Origin of the sequence: Streptomyces spirodelae (assembly GCF_017676385.1) — a bacterium.
In the GTDB taxonomy this organism is placed as follows: domain Bacteria; phylum Actinomycetota; class Actinomycetes; order Streptomycetales; family Streptomycetaceae; genus Streptomyces; species Streptomyces spirodelae.
In genome coordinates this window covers 24,036-40,523 of sequence record NZ_JAFFZN010000030.1, presented here as the reverse complement: position 1 = coordinate 40,523, position 16,488 = coordinate 24,036, and the positions used below count along the sequence as shown (strand labels likewise).

The following is a 16,488-nucleotide window of genomic DNA, read 5'->3' as shown; positions in this document are numbered from 1 at the left end:
CGGTCAGCCCTTTCGGCTGGCGGCGTCGAAGACCGCCTTGGCCGTCGGGCCCAGCCGTGGCCCTGCCAGCCAGGTGGCCGGGTGCGGGCCGATCGAGTTGACCGAGATCAGCTCCGGCTTGCCGCCCTTGCCCTTGATCAGCCAGGCGCCGCCCGAGGAGCCTCCCGTCATGGTGCAGCCGATGCGGTAGAGCGCGGGCTGCGACGGGTCGATCGTCAGCGCGCCGGGACGGTCGGTGCAGGAGTACATCCGGGCGCCGTCGAAGGGCGCCGCCGCCGGGTAGCCGTAGTTGCTCACGCCCCGGATGCGGGACGAGGAAGGGGCGCGGAAGTTGACCTTGACGGCGTTGCCCACGGTCTCCTCGAGCGACTTGCCGGACTTGTTCACCGGCTCGACGCGCAGCACGGCGAAGTCCTGTTGGGAGCCGCCGCCCCCGGACTTGGCGCCCTTCTGGATCCAGTAGTTGCTGGTCTGCGCCCACTTCACCCACCACTCGCCGTACGGGGCGACCTCCTGCGGCGGGGCGCTGTTGACCGCGGGCATGGAGCGGCCCTTGTCGTTGAAGGCAGGGATGAAGGTGATGTTGCGCAGCCAGCCGCCGCTCCTGCCGGAGTGCACGCAGTGGCCGGCCGTGGCGACGAGGTTGGACTTGCCCGGGTGACGCGGGTCCTTGACGACCGTGCCGGAGCAGACCATCGGGCCTTCGGGGGTGTCCATGAAGACCTTGCCGGCCGGGGCCGCGTTGCGCGTGTACGGGGTCTTCACCGCCTCCGCCTTGACCGGGCGGGGCTCCGCTGTGTTCGCGGCACCCGAGGTGCTCTCGATGTTCTTGGGGACCTTCTTCTCGTTGTCCTCGGCCTTCTTCATCCGCCCCAGGTCCCAGTGGCCCTTGATGTAGGGGTTGACGAAGTCCTTGGCCTCACGCACCCACTGGTCCTTGTCCCAGTTCTTCCAGGCGCCGTTCTTCCACTTGTCGAGGTCCTGCAGGGACGTGGGAAGGTCCTTCGGCAGCTTGTCGGGGATGCCGATCTTGTCCTTGTCGCTGCCGGAGTTGTCGGCGGACTCGGAGGCGGCGGGCTTGGCGTCCGCCTTCTTCTCGCCGTCGTCGTCGCCGGTGCAGGCGGTGGCGGTCAGGGCGAGGGTAGCGGTGAGCGCCGCGGCGACCAGTACCGGACGGCCGCGCCCGGCGGTTCGTATGCGTGACATGCTGGAAGGTCCCCCTGAAGAGTGGTGTGCGAAGCGCGCGTCAGGCGCACGGCGTTCCGGACGCACGGGAGCTCAGCTCTCCTTGCTGACCGAGTCGAAGACCGCCTTGGCCTCCTTGCCGAGACGGGCGCCGGCCAGCCAGTCAGCCGTGATCGGACCGATGGAGGTCACCGAGAGCAGCCGGGTGCCCGAGGCGTCCAGCCAGGGACCGCCGGACGAGCCCGCCGTCATGGTGCAGCCGATGCGGTACATCGAGGGCTGCTCCGGGTCGATCGTCAGCCGGCCGGGCTTGTCGGCGCAGCGGTACATCCGGGCACCGTCGAAGGGCGGCGCGGCCGGGTAGCCGACCGCGGTGAGGCTCTTGAGCGACTTGACCCGCGGAGTGCTGAAGGAGGGCTTCACCGCTCCGCCGGCCTTCTCCTCCAGCGATGTGCTGCTGGTCTTGTCCTCGGGCTGCACCTGGAGCACCGCGAAGTCCTGCTGCGCGCCCTTGCCGCCGCGCTCGGCACCGTTGTTGATCCAGTGCTTGGTGGTACGGGCGCGCTTGGCCCACCAGATGCCGTCGGGGGCCACGTCACTCTTGGAGGCGGTGGCCAACTGCTGGTTCGACAGTCCCTTGGGGTTGTAGTCCGGCACGAAGACCACGTTGCGGTACCAGCCCTTGCCCGCGCCGCCGTGCACACAGTGACCAGCGGTGGCCACCAGGTTGGACTTGCCCGGGTGGCGGGGGTCCTTCAGAACCGACCCGGAGCAGACCATCGCACCCTTGGGAGTGTCCATGAACACCTTGCCGACGGGCAGGTCGTCCGAGGTGTAGGGAGTCTTGACCGCCGCGGCCTTGACCGCGTCCGGGGTCGGGTCGGTGACGCGCTCGTCCTCACCGGTGCCGTCGTCGCCGCCGCTTGGGTTGTCGTCGATGTCCGAGTCGTCGACCTTGCGGTCGTTCCCGTCCGCGTCCTTCATACGGTCCGGGTCCCACAGGTCATCGATGATCGGGTTGAAGAAGTCCTTGGCCTCCTTCATCCACTTGTCCCGGTCCCAGTTCTTCCAGGCGCCCTTCTTCCAGGCGTCCAGGTCGTCGAGGGAGGTCGGCAGATCCTTCGGGAGATCGTCAGGGAGACCCAGGTCCTTCTTGAGGTCGCGGCTCGGCTTGTCCTCGGAGGCCGCCTGGCTGGGCTTGTCGTCGGCCTTGTCGTCCTCCGGGCCGCAGGCCGTCGCGGTGACCGCCAGCACGGCGGCGACCGCTGCCGCGGCCAGCGCCGGACGGCGCCGCGCGGACCTGGCTATCGATGGCATCGCTGAACTCCCCCTGATGTGGATCTCGTGCTCTTGACTTGTCATGCACCGCGCCGGGCGGGGCGGCGGCCCCCACTATGCCCGGTGGTGTTCGGGACGGGCACACCAGGGTCAGCGGTTCCCAGGCGTACGTGGAGTCGCAGTGCGCCCCCGGATTGCCGCGCATTTCGCCCCAACCGGAGGGGGAACTTCAACTGGCCCGTGATCCGGCGACGTTCACCTCGTTGATGCGCATGGGGGACAGTGGCTCGCTGCCCGGCGCGCCCAGTCGACACCAGCGGAGGAAACTTCAGTGAACGCGCGCTCCGGAGCCGACGAGCCGAAGGAACCGGTCCGTCGGAGGCTCGCCGACCTGATCGAGCCGACGGTTCCGCAACAGGAGCGGCGCCTCGCTGCGCAGCAATGCGCATCACCGGCGCACAGCGAACGCGCGCAACCGTACCTAGCGCCCGAGGCGCCCGGGCCCTTGGAGCACGCAGGACCGGGGCGCACCGAACCGGAGTCCGCGGCGGCGGAGCCCGGCGAGCCCCGGTCGGGCGATCCGGCACGTGAGGAAGCGGCCGAACATCAGGAGGCCGCCGAGCACCTGGAAGCCTCCGAACGCCTGGAACCGGCCCAGGACCGAGAGGCGGCCGAGTACCGGGAAGCGCCCGACAGCGGACTTCCGCAGGACCCCGACCCGCTGGAGCACCCGGACGTCCGGGTGGCTGCCGACGCCGCGGCGTTGGAGCACCTGCTGCGCTGCTGGGTACGGGAGACGGCCTCGACCCGCCCCCAGCACGATCTGCTGCGCATCCCGCTGCCCGCCAGCGGCACCGCACTGCTGGTCCCCGTACGGCACTGGTCACCCGTCGGCTGGCATCGCTTCGACCCGCCGTACCTGGATGGTGCCCCGCGGGGTGCGGCACCGCTCCAGGCCGTCGCCGTCGCCGCGTTGATCGGCCGCGAAGCGGCACACGCGGCCCGCGGTGTCCGAGGAACGGGCCGCACCGACGGCGCGGACGGAAGCCCCACGCGCCCCGCCGACGCGGACATGTGCCCCGCGGAGGAAGCCACGCCCTCAGCCGACGCAGGCCGCCCAGCCGACGCAGGCTCGCGCCCAGCCGACGCAGGCTCGCGCCCAGGCGATGCCGTGGGGAACGGCACGGACGGCGCAGGTGCAGCCGAGAACACCGCGCTGGTGGGCCGCGTCGCCGACTCCGTACAGCGCACCGCCCGGTTCCTCGCCGACCGCCGCGAGCATCCGGAACCCCCACCCGGCACAGGTCCGTTCCTCGACGCCGAGCAGGCGCTGATCTTCGGCCATCCGCTGCACCCCACCCCCAAGAGCCGCGAAGGCTTCTCGGAGGCCGAGGAAGCCGGCTACTCGCCCGAACTGCGCGGCAGCTTCCCGTTGCACTGGATGGCGGTTCACCGCTCGGCCCTCGCGGGGGACTCGGCGTGGACGGACCGAGGCAAGCCCGTCACCGCTCCCCAGCTCGCTCTGCGTCTGTGCGGGCGGGCACTGGCCGGGCGCGTACCCGAGGAGTGTGTGCCGCTGCCCGTGCACCCCTGGCAGGCCCGGGAGCTACGCCACAGCCCCGCCGTCCGCGCGCTGCTGGAGGCCGGACTGCTGCACGATCTGGGGCAGGCGGGAGAGCGGTGGAGCCCGACATCGTCGGTGCGCACCGTCTTCCGGCGGGACAGCATCGCGATGCTCAAGCTCTCCGTCGGCCTGCGGATCACCAACTCCCGGCGCGAGAACCTCCGTAAGGAGCTGCTGCGCGGAGTGGAGGTGCACCGGCTGCTCCGGGGCGAACTGGGCCGGGCCTGGCGGGCGGCCCACCCGGGCTTCGACATCGTGCGCGACCCCGCCTGGCTCGCTGTCGACGTACCCGACGAAGGACGGCTGCCCGGCTTCGACACCGTCATCCGGCACAACCCGTTCGGCGTGGGCGACGACGCCGTCTGCCTCGCCGGTCTGACCGCGCCCGTTCCCAGCGCACCCGGCCACCAGGCGCACGACCCGCGCGGTCAGCTGCGCTCCCGGCTCGGACGGGTGGTCCACGCGCTCGCCCGCGAGACCATGCGACCGGTGGGAGCGGTGGCCGCCGAGTGGTTCCTCCGCTATCTGGACGCCGTCGTACGGCCGGTGCTGTGGCTGGACGCGCACGGAGGGATCGCCCTGGAGGCCCACCAGCAGAACACCCTGGTACTGCTGGACGCACAAGGCTGGCCGCGCGGGGGACGCTACCGGGACAACCAGGGCTTCTACTTCCGTACCTCCCACCGGGAGGCGCTCAGCCGGCGACTGCCCGGAGCGCGGCTCGGCGTGGAGAGCGACACCTTCGTCGACGACGAGGTCACCGACGAGCGGTTCGCCTACTACCTGGGCATCAACAACGTCCTCGGCCTCATCGGCGCCCTCGGCTCCCAGCAGCTCGCGGACGAGCGGCTGCTGCTCGCGGCCTTCCGGCGCTTCCTGCAGGGCGCGGCTCGTGAGGAGCCGGTCTCGCGGCTGCCCGCGCTGCTGCTGGAGTCCCCCACGCTGCGCTGCAAGGCCAATCTGCTCACCCGGCTGCACGGCATGGACGAGCTCGTCGGCCCGGTCGACACCCAGTCCGTCTACGTCACCCTCGGCAACCCACTCACCCCTTGACCACCTGGCCCTCGGCCCCTCGCAGAGAGGAGACGTCGTCATGCCGCACCTCCAGCCGGGCTCCGCACCGCCGGCCGGTTCCCCCGGCGCGGACCCGGCGGCGCCCGGCTCCCCCATCAGCAGCGACGACCCCCTCACAGCCCCCCGCGACGACGACCCCCTCACAGCCCCCCGCGACGAGGACACCCTCCATCTAGGAGTGCCGCAGAAGTGGTCGCAGCCGCCCGCACAGCGCGCCGGCAGCTCCCGCGCCTCGCCCACTCCCCACCCCACTCGCGCCTCCCGCACCGACGCCGAGGAAGCAGCCGGTCAGGCACACACCCCTCCGCTCGGCGTCCCCGCTCTGCTCGGCGTCCCCGCCGACTGGCCCGCCGTCCCCACCGAAGCGGGCCTCTTCCAGCTGATGCCGGTGCGGCTGCCCCGCGATCTGTCGCTGGTCTCCGCCTGGATGAACGATCCCGCGGTGGCCGCCTTCTGGGAGCTGTCCGGTCCCGAGCGGGTCACCGAGGCCCACCTGCGCCCCCAGTTGGAGGGCGACGGACGCAGCGTCCCCTGTGTCGGAGCGCTCGACGGCACCCCGATGAGCTACTGGGAGCTCTACCGCGCCGACCTCGACCCACTCGCACGGCACTGCCGCATCCAGCCGTACGACACGGGAGTGCACCTGCTCATCGGGTCGGCGGCGCACCGTGGGAGGGGGCTCGGCACGCTGCTGCTGCGTACGGTCGCGGACCTCGTGCTGGACCAGCTTCCCCGGTGCACGCGGGTGCTGGCCGAACCGGATGTGCGCAACGTCCCCTCCGTGGCGGCCTTTCTGGGCGCCGGCTTCCGGCTCGGCGCCGAGATCAAGCTCCCCGGCAAGCGCGCGGCCCTGATGGTGCGGGACCGCGAGCTGCGCCACCAGCTGTGAACCGGTGGCCGCGGCCCGCGTGCTCCGCGGCCACCGCCATCTGAATCCACGCCTCCCACAAGGAGCAACTCCCGTGTCCCGAACCTCTTCCTCGTCCCCCTCCTCTGATCTAGCCCCGCCGGCCGTTCCTGCGGGCCTCGCAGCGGGGCCCGGCCACTGGAACCGCGCGTCCCGGCGGCTGCTCGCCAAGATGATCGCCGAGTTCTCCTACGAGGAGATCCTCCAGCCGCAGCCCGCGCCCGGTGCCGCACCCGGGTGCTACGTCCTCCCCGTGGACGACGAGCTGACCGTCCGCTTCCGCGCCCGTCGCGGCGCGTACGGCCACTGGAACGTCGATGCCCCGTCGCTGGAGCCGGCACTCGACCCGCTGGGCTTCGTCTCGCGCGCCCGGAGGCTGCTGGGGCTGAGCGGTGAGACAGCCGGCCACTACATCCGCGAGCTGACCGCCACGCTCACCGCCGACACCCGACTGCTGGCTTCCGAGCTGCCCGTCGCCGACCTCGCCACGCTGGGCTACGCCGAGTTGGAGGGGCACATGTCCGGGCACCCCTGGCTGGTGGCCAACAAAGGGCGGCTCGGCTTCTCCGGCAGCGACACATCTTGTTGGGCGCCCGAGGCCCGTGCCCCGCGCCCGCTGCCCTGGCTGGCCGTACACCGACGGCTGGCCGAGTACCGCGGTGTGGCCGGGCTGGCCGACGCCGACCGGCTGTACGCGCGCGAGCTGAGCGACCGGACACGTGTCGCGTTCCAGCAGGCGCTGCACGCGCGCGGGGTGGCGCCCCAGGACTACCTCTGCATGCCTGTGCACCCCTGGCAGTGGGACGAGACCGTGGTGCCACTGTTCGCCTCGCAGCTGGCCGCCCGGGAGATCCTCCCCCTGCCCAGCGACGGCGACCTGCGGCTGCCGCAGCAGTCCATCCGTACGTTCCTCAACCTGAGCAGGCCGGACCGGCACGCCGTGAAACTGCCGCTGGCCATCCTCAACACCCTGGTGTGGCGGGGTCTGCCGACCGACCGCACGGTTGCCGCACCGTCCGTCACCGGCTGGGTGCAGGGGCTGTGCGACCAGGATCCGTTCCTCTCCGACGAGTGCCGGGTGATCCTGCAGGGCGAGGTCGCCTCCATGGCCGTCTCGCACCCGGTGTACGAACCGCTGGGCAGCGCGCCGTACCAGTACCGCGAACTGCTCGGCTGCATCTGGCGCGAACCCCTCCTCCCGATGCTCGGGCCCGACGAGCGGGCCCGCACCCTCGCCGCCCTGATCCACACCGACGCGGACGGCAACTCCCTCACCGCCGAGCTGGTGGCGCGGTCCGGTCTGGCGCCCGAGATCTGGCTCAGGCACCTGTTCGCGTCGCTGCTGCCGCCTCTGCTGCACTTCCTCTACCGCTACGGCACCGTCTTCTCACCGCACGGGGAGAACGCCATCGTCGTCTTCGACGAGCGCGACGTACCTGTCCGGCTGGCCATCAAGGACTTCGTCGACGACGTCAACGTCAGCGCCGAGCCGGTACCCGAGCTGGACTCCATGCCGGAGGACGTACGGCGCGTCCTGCTGACCGAGCCGCCTGCCTTCCTCACCCAGTTCATCCACTCGGCGCTCTTCGTCGGCGTCTTCCGCTATCTGGCGCCGCTGTGCGAGGCCCAATTGGGCGTGCGCGAGGACGACTTCTGGTCACTCGTACGGGCGGAGATCGACCGCTATCACGAGCGGTTTCCCGGGCTGAAGCCGCGCTTCGAGACCTTCGACCTGCTGACACCGCGCATCGAACGGCTCTGCCTGAACCGCAACCGGTTGCACGCCGACGGCTACCGGGACAGATCCGAACGTCCACACGCCGCGGTGCACGGGACGGTACGCAATCCGCTCCACTGAAGCGGTTCCGAGCACTGGAAGTACTCGTGTGCGCACGGAACGCATGTGCGCGAGCAGAGCCGGTCATGGCCGGAAGAAACCGTTCGCCGGATGAAGCAGCGGGGCGGAGTGTCACCGGTGCCGCGTAAGGTATCTGGTCTATGAGCAAGCCCGCCGTCACCGAACTCCTCCAGGCCGCCGTCACGGCCGTTGCAGGCACCGAACGCCCAGGTCAGGCCGCTATGGCCGAGGCCGTCGCCGAGGCTGTCGAGGCCGGCCGCCACCTCCTCGTACAGGCGGGCACCGGCACCGGAAAGTCGCTCGGCTATCTGGTCCCCGCGCTTGCACACGGAATGGGGGTACCTCCCTCCCGAGGAACCGAGGGAAGCGGGAGGGTGGTGGTCGCCACCGCCACGCTCGCCCTCCAGCGCCAGCTCGTCGAGCGTGACCTGCCGCGCACCGTCGAGGCGCTGCATCCGCTGCTGCGCCGCCGCCCGGAGTTCGCCATGCTCAAGGGCAGGTCGAACTACCTGTGTCTGCACCGGATGCACGAGGGGGTGCCGCAGGAAGAGGAGGACGGGCTGTTCGACCCCTTCGAGAGCGCCGCCCCCACCTCCAAGCTCGGCAAGGACCTGCTGCGGCTGCGTGACTGGTCGGACGAGACGGAGACGGGCGACCGGGACGACCTCAAACCCGGCGTCTCCGACCGCGCCTGGGCCCAGGTCTCCGTCTCCTCGCGCGAATGTCTGGGTGCAAGCAAGTGCGCGTACGGCGCGGAGTGCTTCGCGGAGGCTGCCCGGGAGCGGGCCAAGCTGGCCGACGTGATCGTCACCAACCACGCCCTGCTGGCCATCGACGCCATCGAAGGCGCCCCCGTGCTCCCCGGCCACGAGGTGCTGATCGTCGACGAGGCACACGAGCTGGTCTCCCGTGTCACCGGCGTCGCCACCGGGGAGCTGACCCCCGGCAGCGTCAACCGCGCGGTGCGTCGCGCCGCCAAGCTGGTGGACGAGAAGGCCGCCGACCAGTTGCAGACCGCCTCGGAAACCTTCGAACGGCTGATGGAGCTGGCTCTGCCTGGCCGGCTGGAGACCGTTCCGGAGGATCTGGAGTACGCCCTGATGGCCCTGCGGGACGCCGGGCGCACCTGCCTGAGCGCGCTGGGCAACACCCGCGACAAGTCCGTCCAGGACGAGGACGCGGTCCGCAAGCAGGCCAAGGCCGCGATCGAGAACGTCCACGACGTTGCCGAACGTATCCTGGAGCACTCCGAGTTCGACGTCATCTGGTACGAGCGGCACGAGCGCTACGGAGCCTCGCTCCGGGTGGCGCCGCTCTCGGTCTCCGGCCTGCTGCGCGAGAAGCTCTTCACCGACCGCTCCGTCATCCTCACCTCCGCCACCCTCAAACTCGGCGGGGACTTCAACGGGGTCGGCGCCTCACTCGGCCTCGCCCCTGAGGGCATCGGAGGCGAGGCGGACGGCGAGGAGGCCGAGACACCGCCCTGGAAGGGGCTGGACGTCGGCTCCCCGTTCGACTACCGCAAGCAGGGCATCCTCTACGTCGCCAGGCATCTGGCACCTCCAGGGCGGGAAGCTCAGCGCAACGACATGCTGGACGAGCTCTCGGAACTGGTGGAGGCGGCAGGTGGCCGAACGCTGGGACTCTTCTCCTCCATGCGGGGGGCGCGGGCCGCGGCCGAGGAGCTGCGCGGCCGGCTGGGACTGCCGATCCTGCTCCAGGGCGAGGAGACGCTGGGAGAGCTGATCCGGCGGTTCGCGGAGGACGCCGAGACCTGTCTGTTCGGCACCCTCTCGCTGTGGCAGGGCGTGGATGTGCCGGGCTCCAACTGCCAGCTCGTGGTGATGGACAGAGTGCCCTTCCCCCGGCCCGACGACCCGCTGATGAGCGCCAGACAGAAGGCAGTCGAGGAGGCGGGCGGCAACGGTTTCATGGCGGTGGCGGCCACCCACGCGGCCCTGCTGATGGCGCAGGGAGCGGGCCGGCTCGTCCGGGCGACGGGGGACCGGGGCGTGGTCGCCGTGCTCGATCCCCGCCTGGAGCGGGCCCGCTACGGCAGCTTCCTGCGCGCCTCGATGCCGGACTTCTGGTACACGACGGACCGCAACCAGGTCCGCCGCTCTCTCGCCGCCATCGACGAGGCGGCCAAGCGCGCGTAGGAGCGCTCACGGCTCGGCTCCGTACGGCCCTGTGGGTTCGGTGGGGCGGTACGGCGCTGTGGTGCCGCACAACGGTGTGGTGCGGCACGACGGTGTGGCCGGGTGCCGCGCGACAGGGTATGCGTACGCAACACGGCGGGCCGCCGGTTCCGGTGTGGATGGAGGGAACCAGCGGCCCGTATGCCTCGTCTTGTGGTGCTGCCGTACGCCGGGGGTCGGGAAGCCGGGGCTCAGACCCTGCGCAGCACGGCGACGACTTTGCCGAGGATCGTGGCGTCGTCACCGGGGATCGGCTGGTACGAGGAGTTGTGCGGGAGCAGCCACACATGCCCGTCCTCGCGCTTGAAGCGCTTCACGGTGGCCTCGCCGTCCAGCATCGCCGCCACGATGTCGCCGTTCTCCGCGACGGGCTGACGCCGTACCGTCACCCAGTCGCCGTCGCAGATCGCGGCCTCGACCATCGAGTCGCCGATCACCTTCAGGACGAACAGTTCGCCGTCGCCCACCAGCTGGCGCGGCAGCGGGAAGACGTCCTCGACCGACTCCTCGGCGAGGATGGGGCCGCCGGCGGCGATCCGGCCGACCAGTGGAACGTAGGAGGCCGACGGCTTGCCCGTGGTGTCGGCGGCGGCCTGGGTGCTGCTCGGGGCGTCCGAGCCACGCACCTCGTAGGCGCGGGGCCGGTGCGGGTCGCGGCGGAGAAAGCCCTTGCGCTCGAGCGCCATCAGCTGGTGTGCCACCGAGGAGGTGCTGGAGAGTCCGACCGCCTGGCCGATCTCCCGCATGGACGGTGGGTAGCCGCGCCGCTGGACCGAGTCACGGATCACCTCGATCACCCGGCGCTGCCGGTCGGTGAGCCCCGAACTGTCGGCGCGGATGCCGGGAGGTCGGCCGGGAAGCGATCGCTTCGCTTGCTGGCCTTCCTGAATCTCTGCGTTCATGGCGTCATTCACAGGCTGAATTTCGTCAATTGGCTGAGCTGTCGGCTGAGCTGCGCGGTTCTGGGAGGTGATGGTGGCGCTGTCTGCGGTCGTGGTCACGTCGGCCCCTCTCGAGAAAGTTCTCCCTAGCTGGACAACGGTAGTTGGTTTCGAAAGGTTGCGCCAAACACACGTTCGAGTGAAAATCCGGAGTTCGCCTGACTTCTACAGCTCGATGGGTGTATGGGCCGAGCCGCCAGTCTCGCCGGGCGTGGCGGGCCCTTTCGGAATATGTGGACGGCTCACGCATCAAGTGCGGCACACGAACCACACACACCGCGTACGTCGTTTTCTGCCTGTTCCGCCTCAGCGGTGCGTGTCGCCGCCGAGGGCGTTTCTGTGCCCTGTTTCTCGTCGTCGCCCGTCGCTGTCCGTAATCATTTATGTCGTCGAACTTCAGTTCTTCCGTGCCACCACTTTCGGGTGCCGCAGGGCCCGCCCTCGGCGGGGTGGCTACCTGCGGCGGCCGGGTGGCGCCTGCCGTCGCGACGCGCGCCCTCCCGCCGAGGCGCCGCCGCTGACCCGCACAGTCTGGCAGGCGTGCCCCGGCGCCCTCCCGCCACCCCGCTTCGCGTAGGCTCGGGGGCCGTGCCGGGGGGCGACACGCTTGGTGGCCGCCTTGACCATCGGCTACCAGATCTAGTGGTTGGATGAGCGCGCGCCACCAGAAGTTGTGTCCCCGAGTGCTCATGCCGGGGGACTTCGCCTATGCTGGTGGCCTGTCGAGGGGCCCCTGTGACGGGGGTGCCGCGGCGTGATCTGTCATGCACGGTGAGGGCCCTGTGAGCCCTGGGAGGGTGGAAACGATGCACTGCCCCTTCTGCCGGCACCCGGACAGCCGCGTGGTCGACAGCCGGACGGCCGACGACGGAGCGGCCATCCGGCGGCGGCGCCAGTGCCCCCACTGCTCCCGCCGCTTCACGACCGTGGAAAACGCGTCACTCACAGTGATCAAGCGGAGCGGTGTCACCGAGCCCTTCAGCAGGGACAAGGTGATCGCCGGAGTCCGTAAGGCATGCCAGGGTCGCCCCGTCACCGAGGACGCTCTCGCCCAGCTCGGGCAGCGGGTCGAGGAAGCGGTCCGAGCCACCGGAAGCGCGGAGTTGTCCACGCATGACGTCGGGCTCGCCATACTCGGCCCGCTCCAGGACCTCGACCTGGTCGCCTATCTGCGGTTCGCCTCGGTCTACAAGGCGTTCGAATCGCTGGAGGACTTCGAGGCGGCGATAGCCGAACTGCGCGAGGCGCACCCGCGCGCCGCCGAACCCTCGGCGCGGCAGGGCGAGACGGCCGACGGTCGGGAGGGCGGGGCCGCCGACGGTCGGGAGGAGGCCGGCGCCGGTCAAAGGGCCGGCGCCCGGTCCGCAAAGGGCCGAGGCGCCCAGGGGGAGGCCCAAGCGGGGCCCGGAGTGACCTCGTCGGCCGGTGGTGGAACCCGGGCGGGGAGCCCCGGAGGGCAGGCCGGCGGGGCCGACGGCGCCCCCGCGGCTGCTGCTGCCGACTGAGCGGCGGCCGGCCCGGCACTGCTGGGCCCACAGGCCGGGCGACTCCCGGCACACACAGAGACCTGGCCCAGGCACGCACCGTGTCCGGGTCATCAGACAGGCACAGTTCTCGGGGAAGAACCGGGGCATGTTGGGGCGTTATGCCCCACACAGGGAGGCGGAATGACAGAGACGACGAGCGGCCCGGCACGCGGCTCCCGCGCAAAGGGCAGCAAGGCGAACAACGGACTGCGCATCGAGCGCATCCACACGACCCCCGGAGTGCACCCGTACGACGAGGTGAACTGGGAGCGCCGCGACGTCGTCATGACCAACTGGCGCGACGGCTCGATCAACTTCGAGCAGCGTGGCGTCGAATTCCCCGACTTCTGGTCGGTGAATGCGGTCAACATCGTCACGAGCAAGTACTTCCGCGGCGCCGTGGGGACCCCGCAGCGGGAGAACAGCCTCAAGCAGCTGATCGACCGGGTGGTGAAGACCTACCGGGCGGCCGGTGAGAAGCACGGGTACTTCGCCTCCCCCGCAGACGCCGAGATCTTCGAGCACGAGCTGGCCTACGCCGTGCTGCACCAGATCTTCGCCTTCAACTCCCCGGTGTGGTTCAACGTCGGTACCAAGCAGCCCCAGCAGGTCAGTGCCTGCTTCATCCTGTCCGTCGACGACTCCATGGAGTCGATCCTCGACTGGTACAAGGAAGAGGGCATGATCTTCAAGGGCGGCTCCGGGGCCGGCCTGAACCTCTCCCGCATCCGCTCCTCCAAGGAACTCCTCTCCTCGGGCGGCAACGCCTCCGGCCCCGTCTCCTTCATGCGCGGTGCCGACGCCTCCGCCGGCACCATCAAGTCGGGCGGTGCCACCCGCCGTGCCGCCAAGATGGTCGTCCTGGACGTCGACCACCCGGACGTCGAGGCGTTCATCGACACCAAGGTCAAGGAGGAGGAGAAGATCCGCGCCCTGCGGGACGCGGGCTTCGACATGGACCTGGGCGGCGAGGACATCGCCTCGGTCCAGTACCAGAACGCCAACAACTCGGTGCGCGTCAACGACGAGTTCATGAAGGCCGTCGAGTCCGGCTCCAAGTTCGCGCTGCGTGCCCGGATGACCGGCGAGGTCGTCGAGGAGGTGGACGCCAGGCAGCTCTTCCACAAGATGGCCGAGGCAGCCCACGTCTGCGCCGACCCCGGCATCCAGTACGACGACACCATCAACCACTGGCACACCTCGCCGGAGACGGGCCGTATCACCGCCTCCAACCCGTGCAGTGAGTACATGCACCTGGACAACTCCTCGTGCAACCTGGCGTCGCTCAACCTCATGAAGTTCCTGCGCGACGACACTGCGGCCGATAGCGGCTCCGCCGCGTGGGGCAACATGTCCTTCGATGCGGAGCGCTTCGCGAAGGTGACCGAGCTGGTCATCACGGCGATGGACATCTCCATCTGCTTCGCCGACTTCCCGACCGAGAAGATCGGCGAGACCACCCGCGCCTTCCGCCAGCTGGGCATCGGCTACGCCAACCTCGGCGCCCTGCTGATGGCCACCGGGCACGCCTACGACAGCGACGGCGGCCGCGCCCTCGCCGGTGCCATCACCTCCCTGATGACCGGCACCTCCTACAAGCGTTCGGCCGAGCTGGCCGCCGTTGTCGGCCCCTACGAGGGGTACGCGCGCAACGCCGAGGCACACCGCCGCGTCATGAAGCAGCACGGCGACGCCAACGACGCCGCCACCCGGATGGACGACCTCGACACCCCGGTGTGGGCGGCGGCCACCGAGGCGTGGCAGGACGTCCAGCGGCTCGGTAAGAAAAACGGTTTCCGCAACGCCCAGGCGTCGGTGCTGGCGCCGACCGGCACCATCGGCCTGATGATGGACTGCGACACCACCGGCGTCGAGCCCGACCTGGCCCTGGTCAAGTTCAAGAAGCTCGTCGGCGGCGGCTCGATGCAGATCGTGAACAACACGGTCCCCAAGGCCCTCAAGCGCCTCGGCTACCAGCCCGAGCAGGTCGAGGCGATCGTCGAGCACATCGCCGAGCACGGCAACGTCGTGAACGCGCCCGGCCTCAAGCCGGAGCACTACGAGGTCTTCGACTGCGCCATGGGGGAGCGCTCCATCTCCCCGATGGGCCACGTGCGGATGATGGCGGCGGCCCAGCCGTTCCTGTCCGGCGCCATCTCCAAGACGGTCAACATGCCCGCCAGCAGCACCGTCGAGGATGTCGAGGAGATCTACCTCCAGGGTTGGAAGCTGGGCACCAAGGCGCTGGCCGTCTACGTCGAGAACAGCAAGGTGGGCCAGCCGCTGTCGGCGAAGGCCAAGGAGGAGAAGAAGGCGGAGGCGCCCGAGCCGGAGAAGGTCGTCGAGTACCGGCCGGTCCGCCGCCGGCTGCCCAAGGGCCGTCCCGGCATCACCACCTCCTTCACGGTGGGCGGCGCCGAGGGCTACATGACGGCCAACTCCTACCCGGACGACGGCCTCGGTGAGGTCTTCCTCAAGATGTCCAAGCAGGGCTCCACCCTCGCGGGCATGATGGACGCCTTCTCCATCGCCGTCTCCGTCGGTCTCCAGTACGGCGTGCCGCTGGAGACGTACGTCTCGAAGTTCACCAACATGCGCTTCGAGCCGGCCGGGATGACCGACGACACCGATGTGCGGATGGCGCAGTCGATCGTCGACTACATCTTCCGCCGTCTCGCGCTGGACTTCCTCCCCTTCGAGACCCGTTCGGCGCTCGGCATCCACTCGGCGGCCGAACGCCAGCGCCACCTGGAGACGGGCTCCTACGAGGCGTCGGAGGAAGAGTTCGACGCGGACGCCCTGGCGCAGTCGGCCCCCAAGGCCGAGCAGGCGGGCCAGTCGGCACAGGCCGGCCAGTCGGCGCCGAAGGAGGAGGTCAAGGACGCCAAGGACACGCAGCGGGCGGCCAGTGAGCCCGAGGCAGCGGCGCCCGCGCCGAGGGAGGCGCACAACTCCACGGAGCTGATGGAGATGCAGCTCGGCCTCAACGCCGACGCGCCCCTGTGCTTCTCCTGCGGCACCAAGATGCGCCGCGCCGGTAGCTGCTACCTGTGCGAGGGCTGCGGCTCGACCAGCGGCTGCAGCTGAGGCAACGGGGCGGGAACCGACTGCGGTCGGTTCCCGCCCCGGGGCACGTGTGAATGAGCGACCGGGGGCCGGGAGCGGAGCCGTCACCGGCCGGTTCGCGGGCGCCCCGACTGAGCGAGCCAGGGCACGCCAGTGCGAGCCACTGGGCGCTCTCGTGCGGCACGGGGGTTCACCTGGATGGCCGTACGATAGCGCGGTGCTGGTCAAGTGGATGCGCTGCACCGTCGTCGATCGCCCGGGGTTCGCGCGGGCACAGCGGAAATGGGCGGGTCTGCTCGGCGAGCCCGGTTTCCGGGGGCAGGGCGGCGGGTGGAGCCGGTCCCGGGAGGGCGTCGTCCACCTCTTCGGCTTCTGGGAGAGCCGGGCCTTCTACGACTCCTTCATGGCGCGCTCGCACGACCGGCTGCATGCCGCCCAGCTCGGTACGTACAAAGAGATGCAGGTCAGGCTCTTCGAATACCGCTTCGATGTGAAGACCGGCTTCCGCCCCGTCTTCACGGACGCCGACCTGCTGCGCGTCGCCCACTGCCGGGTGCGGCCGGAGCGCATCGACCACTACACGCTGATGCAGGAGAAGATCTGGAATCCGGCGATGGCGGGTTCGCCCGGGATGCTGCGTGGAGTATTCGCGCAAGCTCATACCGAGGACGAGTTCCTGGTCCTCTCGATGTGGGACTCCACCGCCGAATACGGAAAGTACCGGGTGGAGCGTGTGGAACGGCTGGCGCTGCGTGCCCAGACCGGGGCCGACATCCTCCACGTCACCGGGGACGTGATCGATCTGGAGCCGTCCTGGACCGTCTGACCTAG

Annotated in this window: 9 protein-coding genes and 1 pseudogene; 7 read left to right on the top strand and 3 right to left on the bottom strand. The window is 70.3% G+C overall.

Annotated elements, in window-relative coordinates; genetic code table 11:
* Nucleotides 1–3: 3 nt before the first annotated feature.
* Together JW592_RS26825 and JW592_RS26820 are read right to left on the bottom strand one after the other, a co-directional pair.
* Nucleotides 4–1,206: a trypsin-like serine peptidase gene (locus JW592_RS26825; RefSeq protein ID WP_209267822.1), complete on the bottom strand. Its 1,203-nt coding sequence runs from the start codon at nucleotides 1,204–1,206 to the stop codon at nucleotides 4–6.
* A gap of 72 nt (nucleotides 1,207–1,278) precedes the next feature.
* Complete coding sequence (locus JW592_RS26820) at nucleotides 1,279–2,502, bottom strand: trypsin-like serine peptidase (protein WP_209267821.1); 1,224 nt, start codon at nucleotides 2,500–2,502, stop codon at nucleotides 1,279–1,281.
* A 355-nt stretch (nucleotides 2,503–2,857) separates the two neighbouring features.
* Between JW592_RS26820 and JW592_RS26815 the strand changes: the two genes are divergently transcribed.
* The 4 genes from JW592_RS26815 (at nucleotide 2,858) to JW592_RS26800 (ending at nucleotide 10,085) form a co-directional block, all read left to right on the top strand.
* A complete protein-coding gene (locus JW592_RS26815) occupies nucleotides 2,858–5,140 on the top strand; it encodes an IucA/IucC family protein (protein ID WP_443742765.1) in 2,283 nt (760 codons plus the stop codon).
* A gap of 40 nt (nucleotides 5,141–5,180) precedes the next feature.
* Nucleotides 5,181–6,050: a GNAT family N-acetyltransferase gene (locus tag JW592_RS26810; RefSeq protein WP_209267820.1), complete on the top strand. Its 870-nt coding sequence runs from the start codon at nucleotides 5,181–5,183 to the stop codon at nucleotides 6,048–6,050.
* Nucleotides 6,051–6,123: 73 nt separating this feature from the next.
* Entirely contained in the window at nucleotides 6,124–7,926 is a 1,803-nt protein-coding gene (locus JW592_RS26805; protein ID WP_307805563.1) for an IucA/IucC family protein, read from the top strand.
* Nucleotides 7,927–8,066: 140 nt separating this feature from the next.
* Nucleotides 8,067–10,085 carry an ATP-dependent DNA helicase gene (locus JW592_RS26800; RefSeq protein ID WP_209267819.1) on the top strand — a complete coding sequence of 673 codons (2,019 nt, stop codon included), beginning with the start codon at nucleotides 8,067–8,069 and terminating at the stop codon, nucleotides 10,083–10,085.
* A 230-nt stretch (nucleotides 10,086–10,315) separates the two neighbouring features.
* Here JW592_RS26800 and lexA read toward each other — a convergent pair whose 3' ends face one another.
* Nucleotides 10,316–11,125, bottom strand: a complete 810-nt coding sequence (gene lexA, locus JW592_RS26795) for a transcriptional repressor LexA (RefSeq protein WP_209267818.1) — start codon at nucleotides 11,123–11,125, stop codon at nucleotides 10,316–10,318.
* Between the two features lie 746 nt (nucleotides 11,126–11,871).
* Between lexA and nrdR the strand changes: the two are divergent.
* The 3 genes and pseudogenes from nrdR to JW592_RS26780 all read left to right on the top strand — a co-directional run.
* Nucleotides 11,872–12,408, top strand: a pseudogene (nrdR, locus tag JW592_RS26790) (transcriptional regulator NrdR); the annotation flags it as partial.
* A gap of 324 nt (nucleotides 12,409–12,732) precedes the next feature.
* A complete protein-coding gene (locus tag JW592_RS26785) occupies nucleotides 12,733–15,678 on the top strand; it encodes a vitamin B12-dependent ribonucleotide reductase (RefSeq protein ID WP_209267816.1) in 2,946 nt (981 codons plus the stop codon).
* A 196-nt stretch (nucleotides 15,679–15,874) separates the two neighbouring features.
* The gene (locus JW592_RS26780) at nucleotides 15,875–16,483 is read left to right on the top strand and encodes a YdbC family protein (protein ID WP_209267815.1); all 609 of its coding nucleotides are present in this window, start codon (nucleotides 15,875–15,877) and stop codon (nucleotides 16,481–16,483) included.
* Nucleotides 16,484–16,488: the final 5 nt, after the last annotated feature.

Excerpts from the sequence above, each read along its gene's own strand:
- JW592_RS26825 (WP_209267822.1), bottom strand. The coding sequence starts at position 1,206 with ATGTCACGCATACGAACCGCCGGGCGCGGCCGTCCGGTACTGGTCGCC.
- JW592_RS26785 (WP_209267816.1), top strand. The coding sequence starts at position 12,733 with ATGACAGAGACGACGAGCGGCCCGGCACGCGGCTCCCGCGCAAAGGGC.
- JW592_RS26800 (WP_209267819.1), top strand. The coding sequence starts at position 8,067 with ATGAGCAAGCCCGCCGTCACCGAACTCCTCCAGGCCGCCGTCACGGCC.
- JW592_RS26810 (WP_209267820.1), top strand. The coding sequence starts at position 5,181 with ATGCCGCACCTCCAGCCGGGCTCCGCACCGCCGGCCGGTTCCCCCGGC.
- JW592_RS26820 (WP_209267821.1), bottom strand. The coding sequence starts at position 2,502 with ATGCCATCGATAGCCAGGTCCGCGCGGCGCCGTCCGGCGCTGGCCGCG.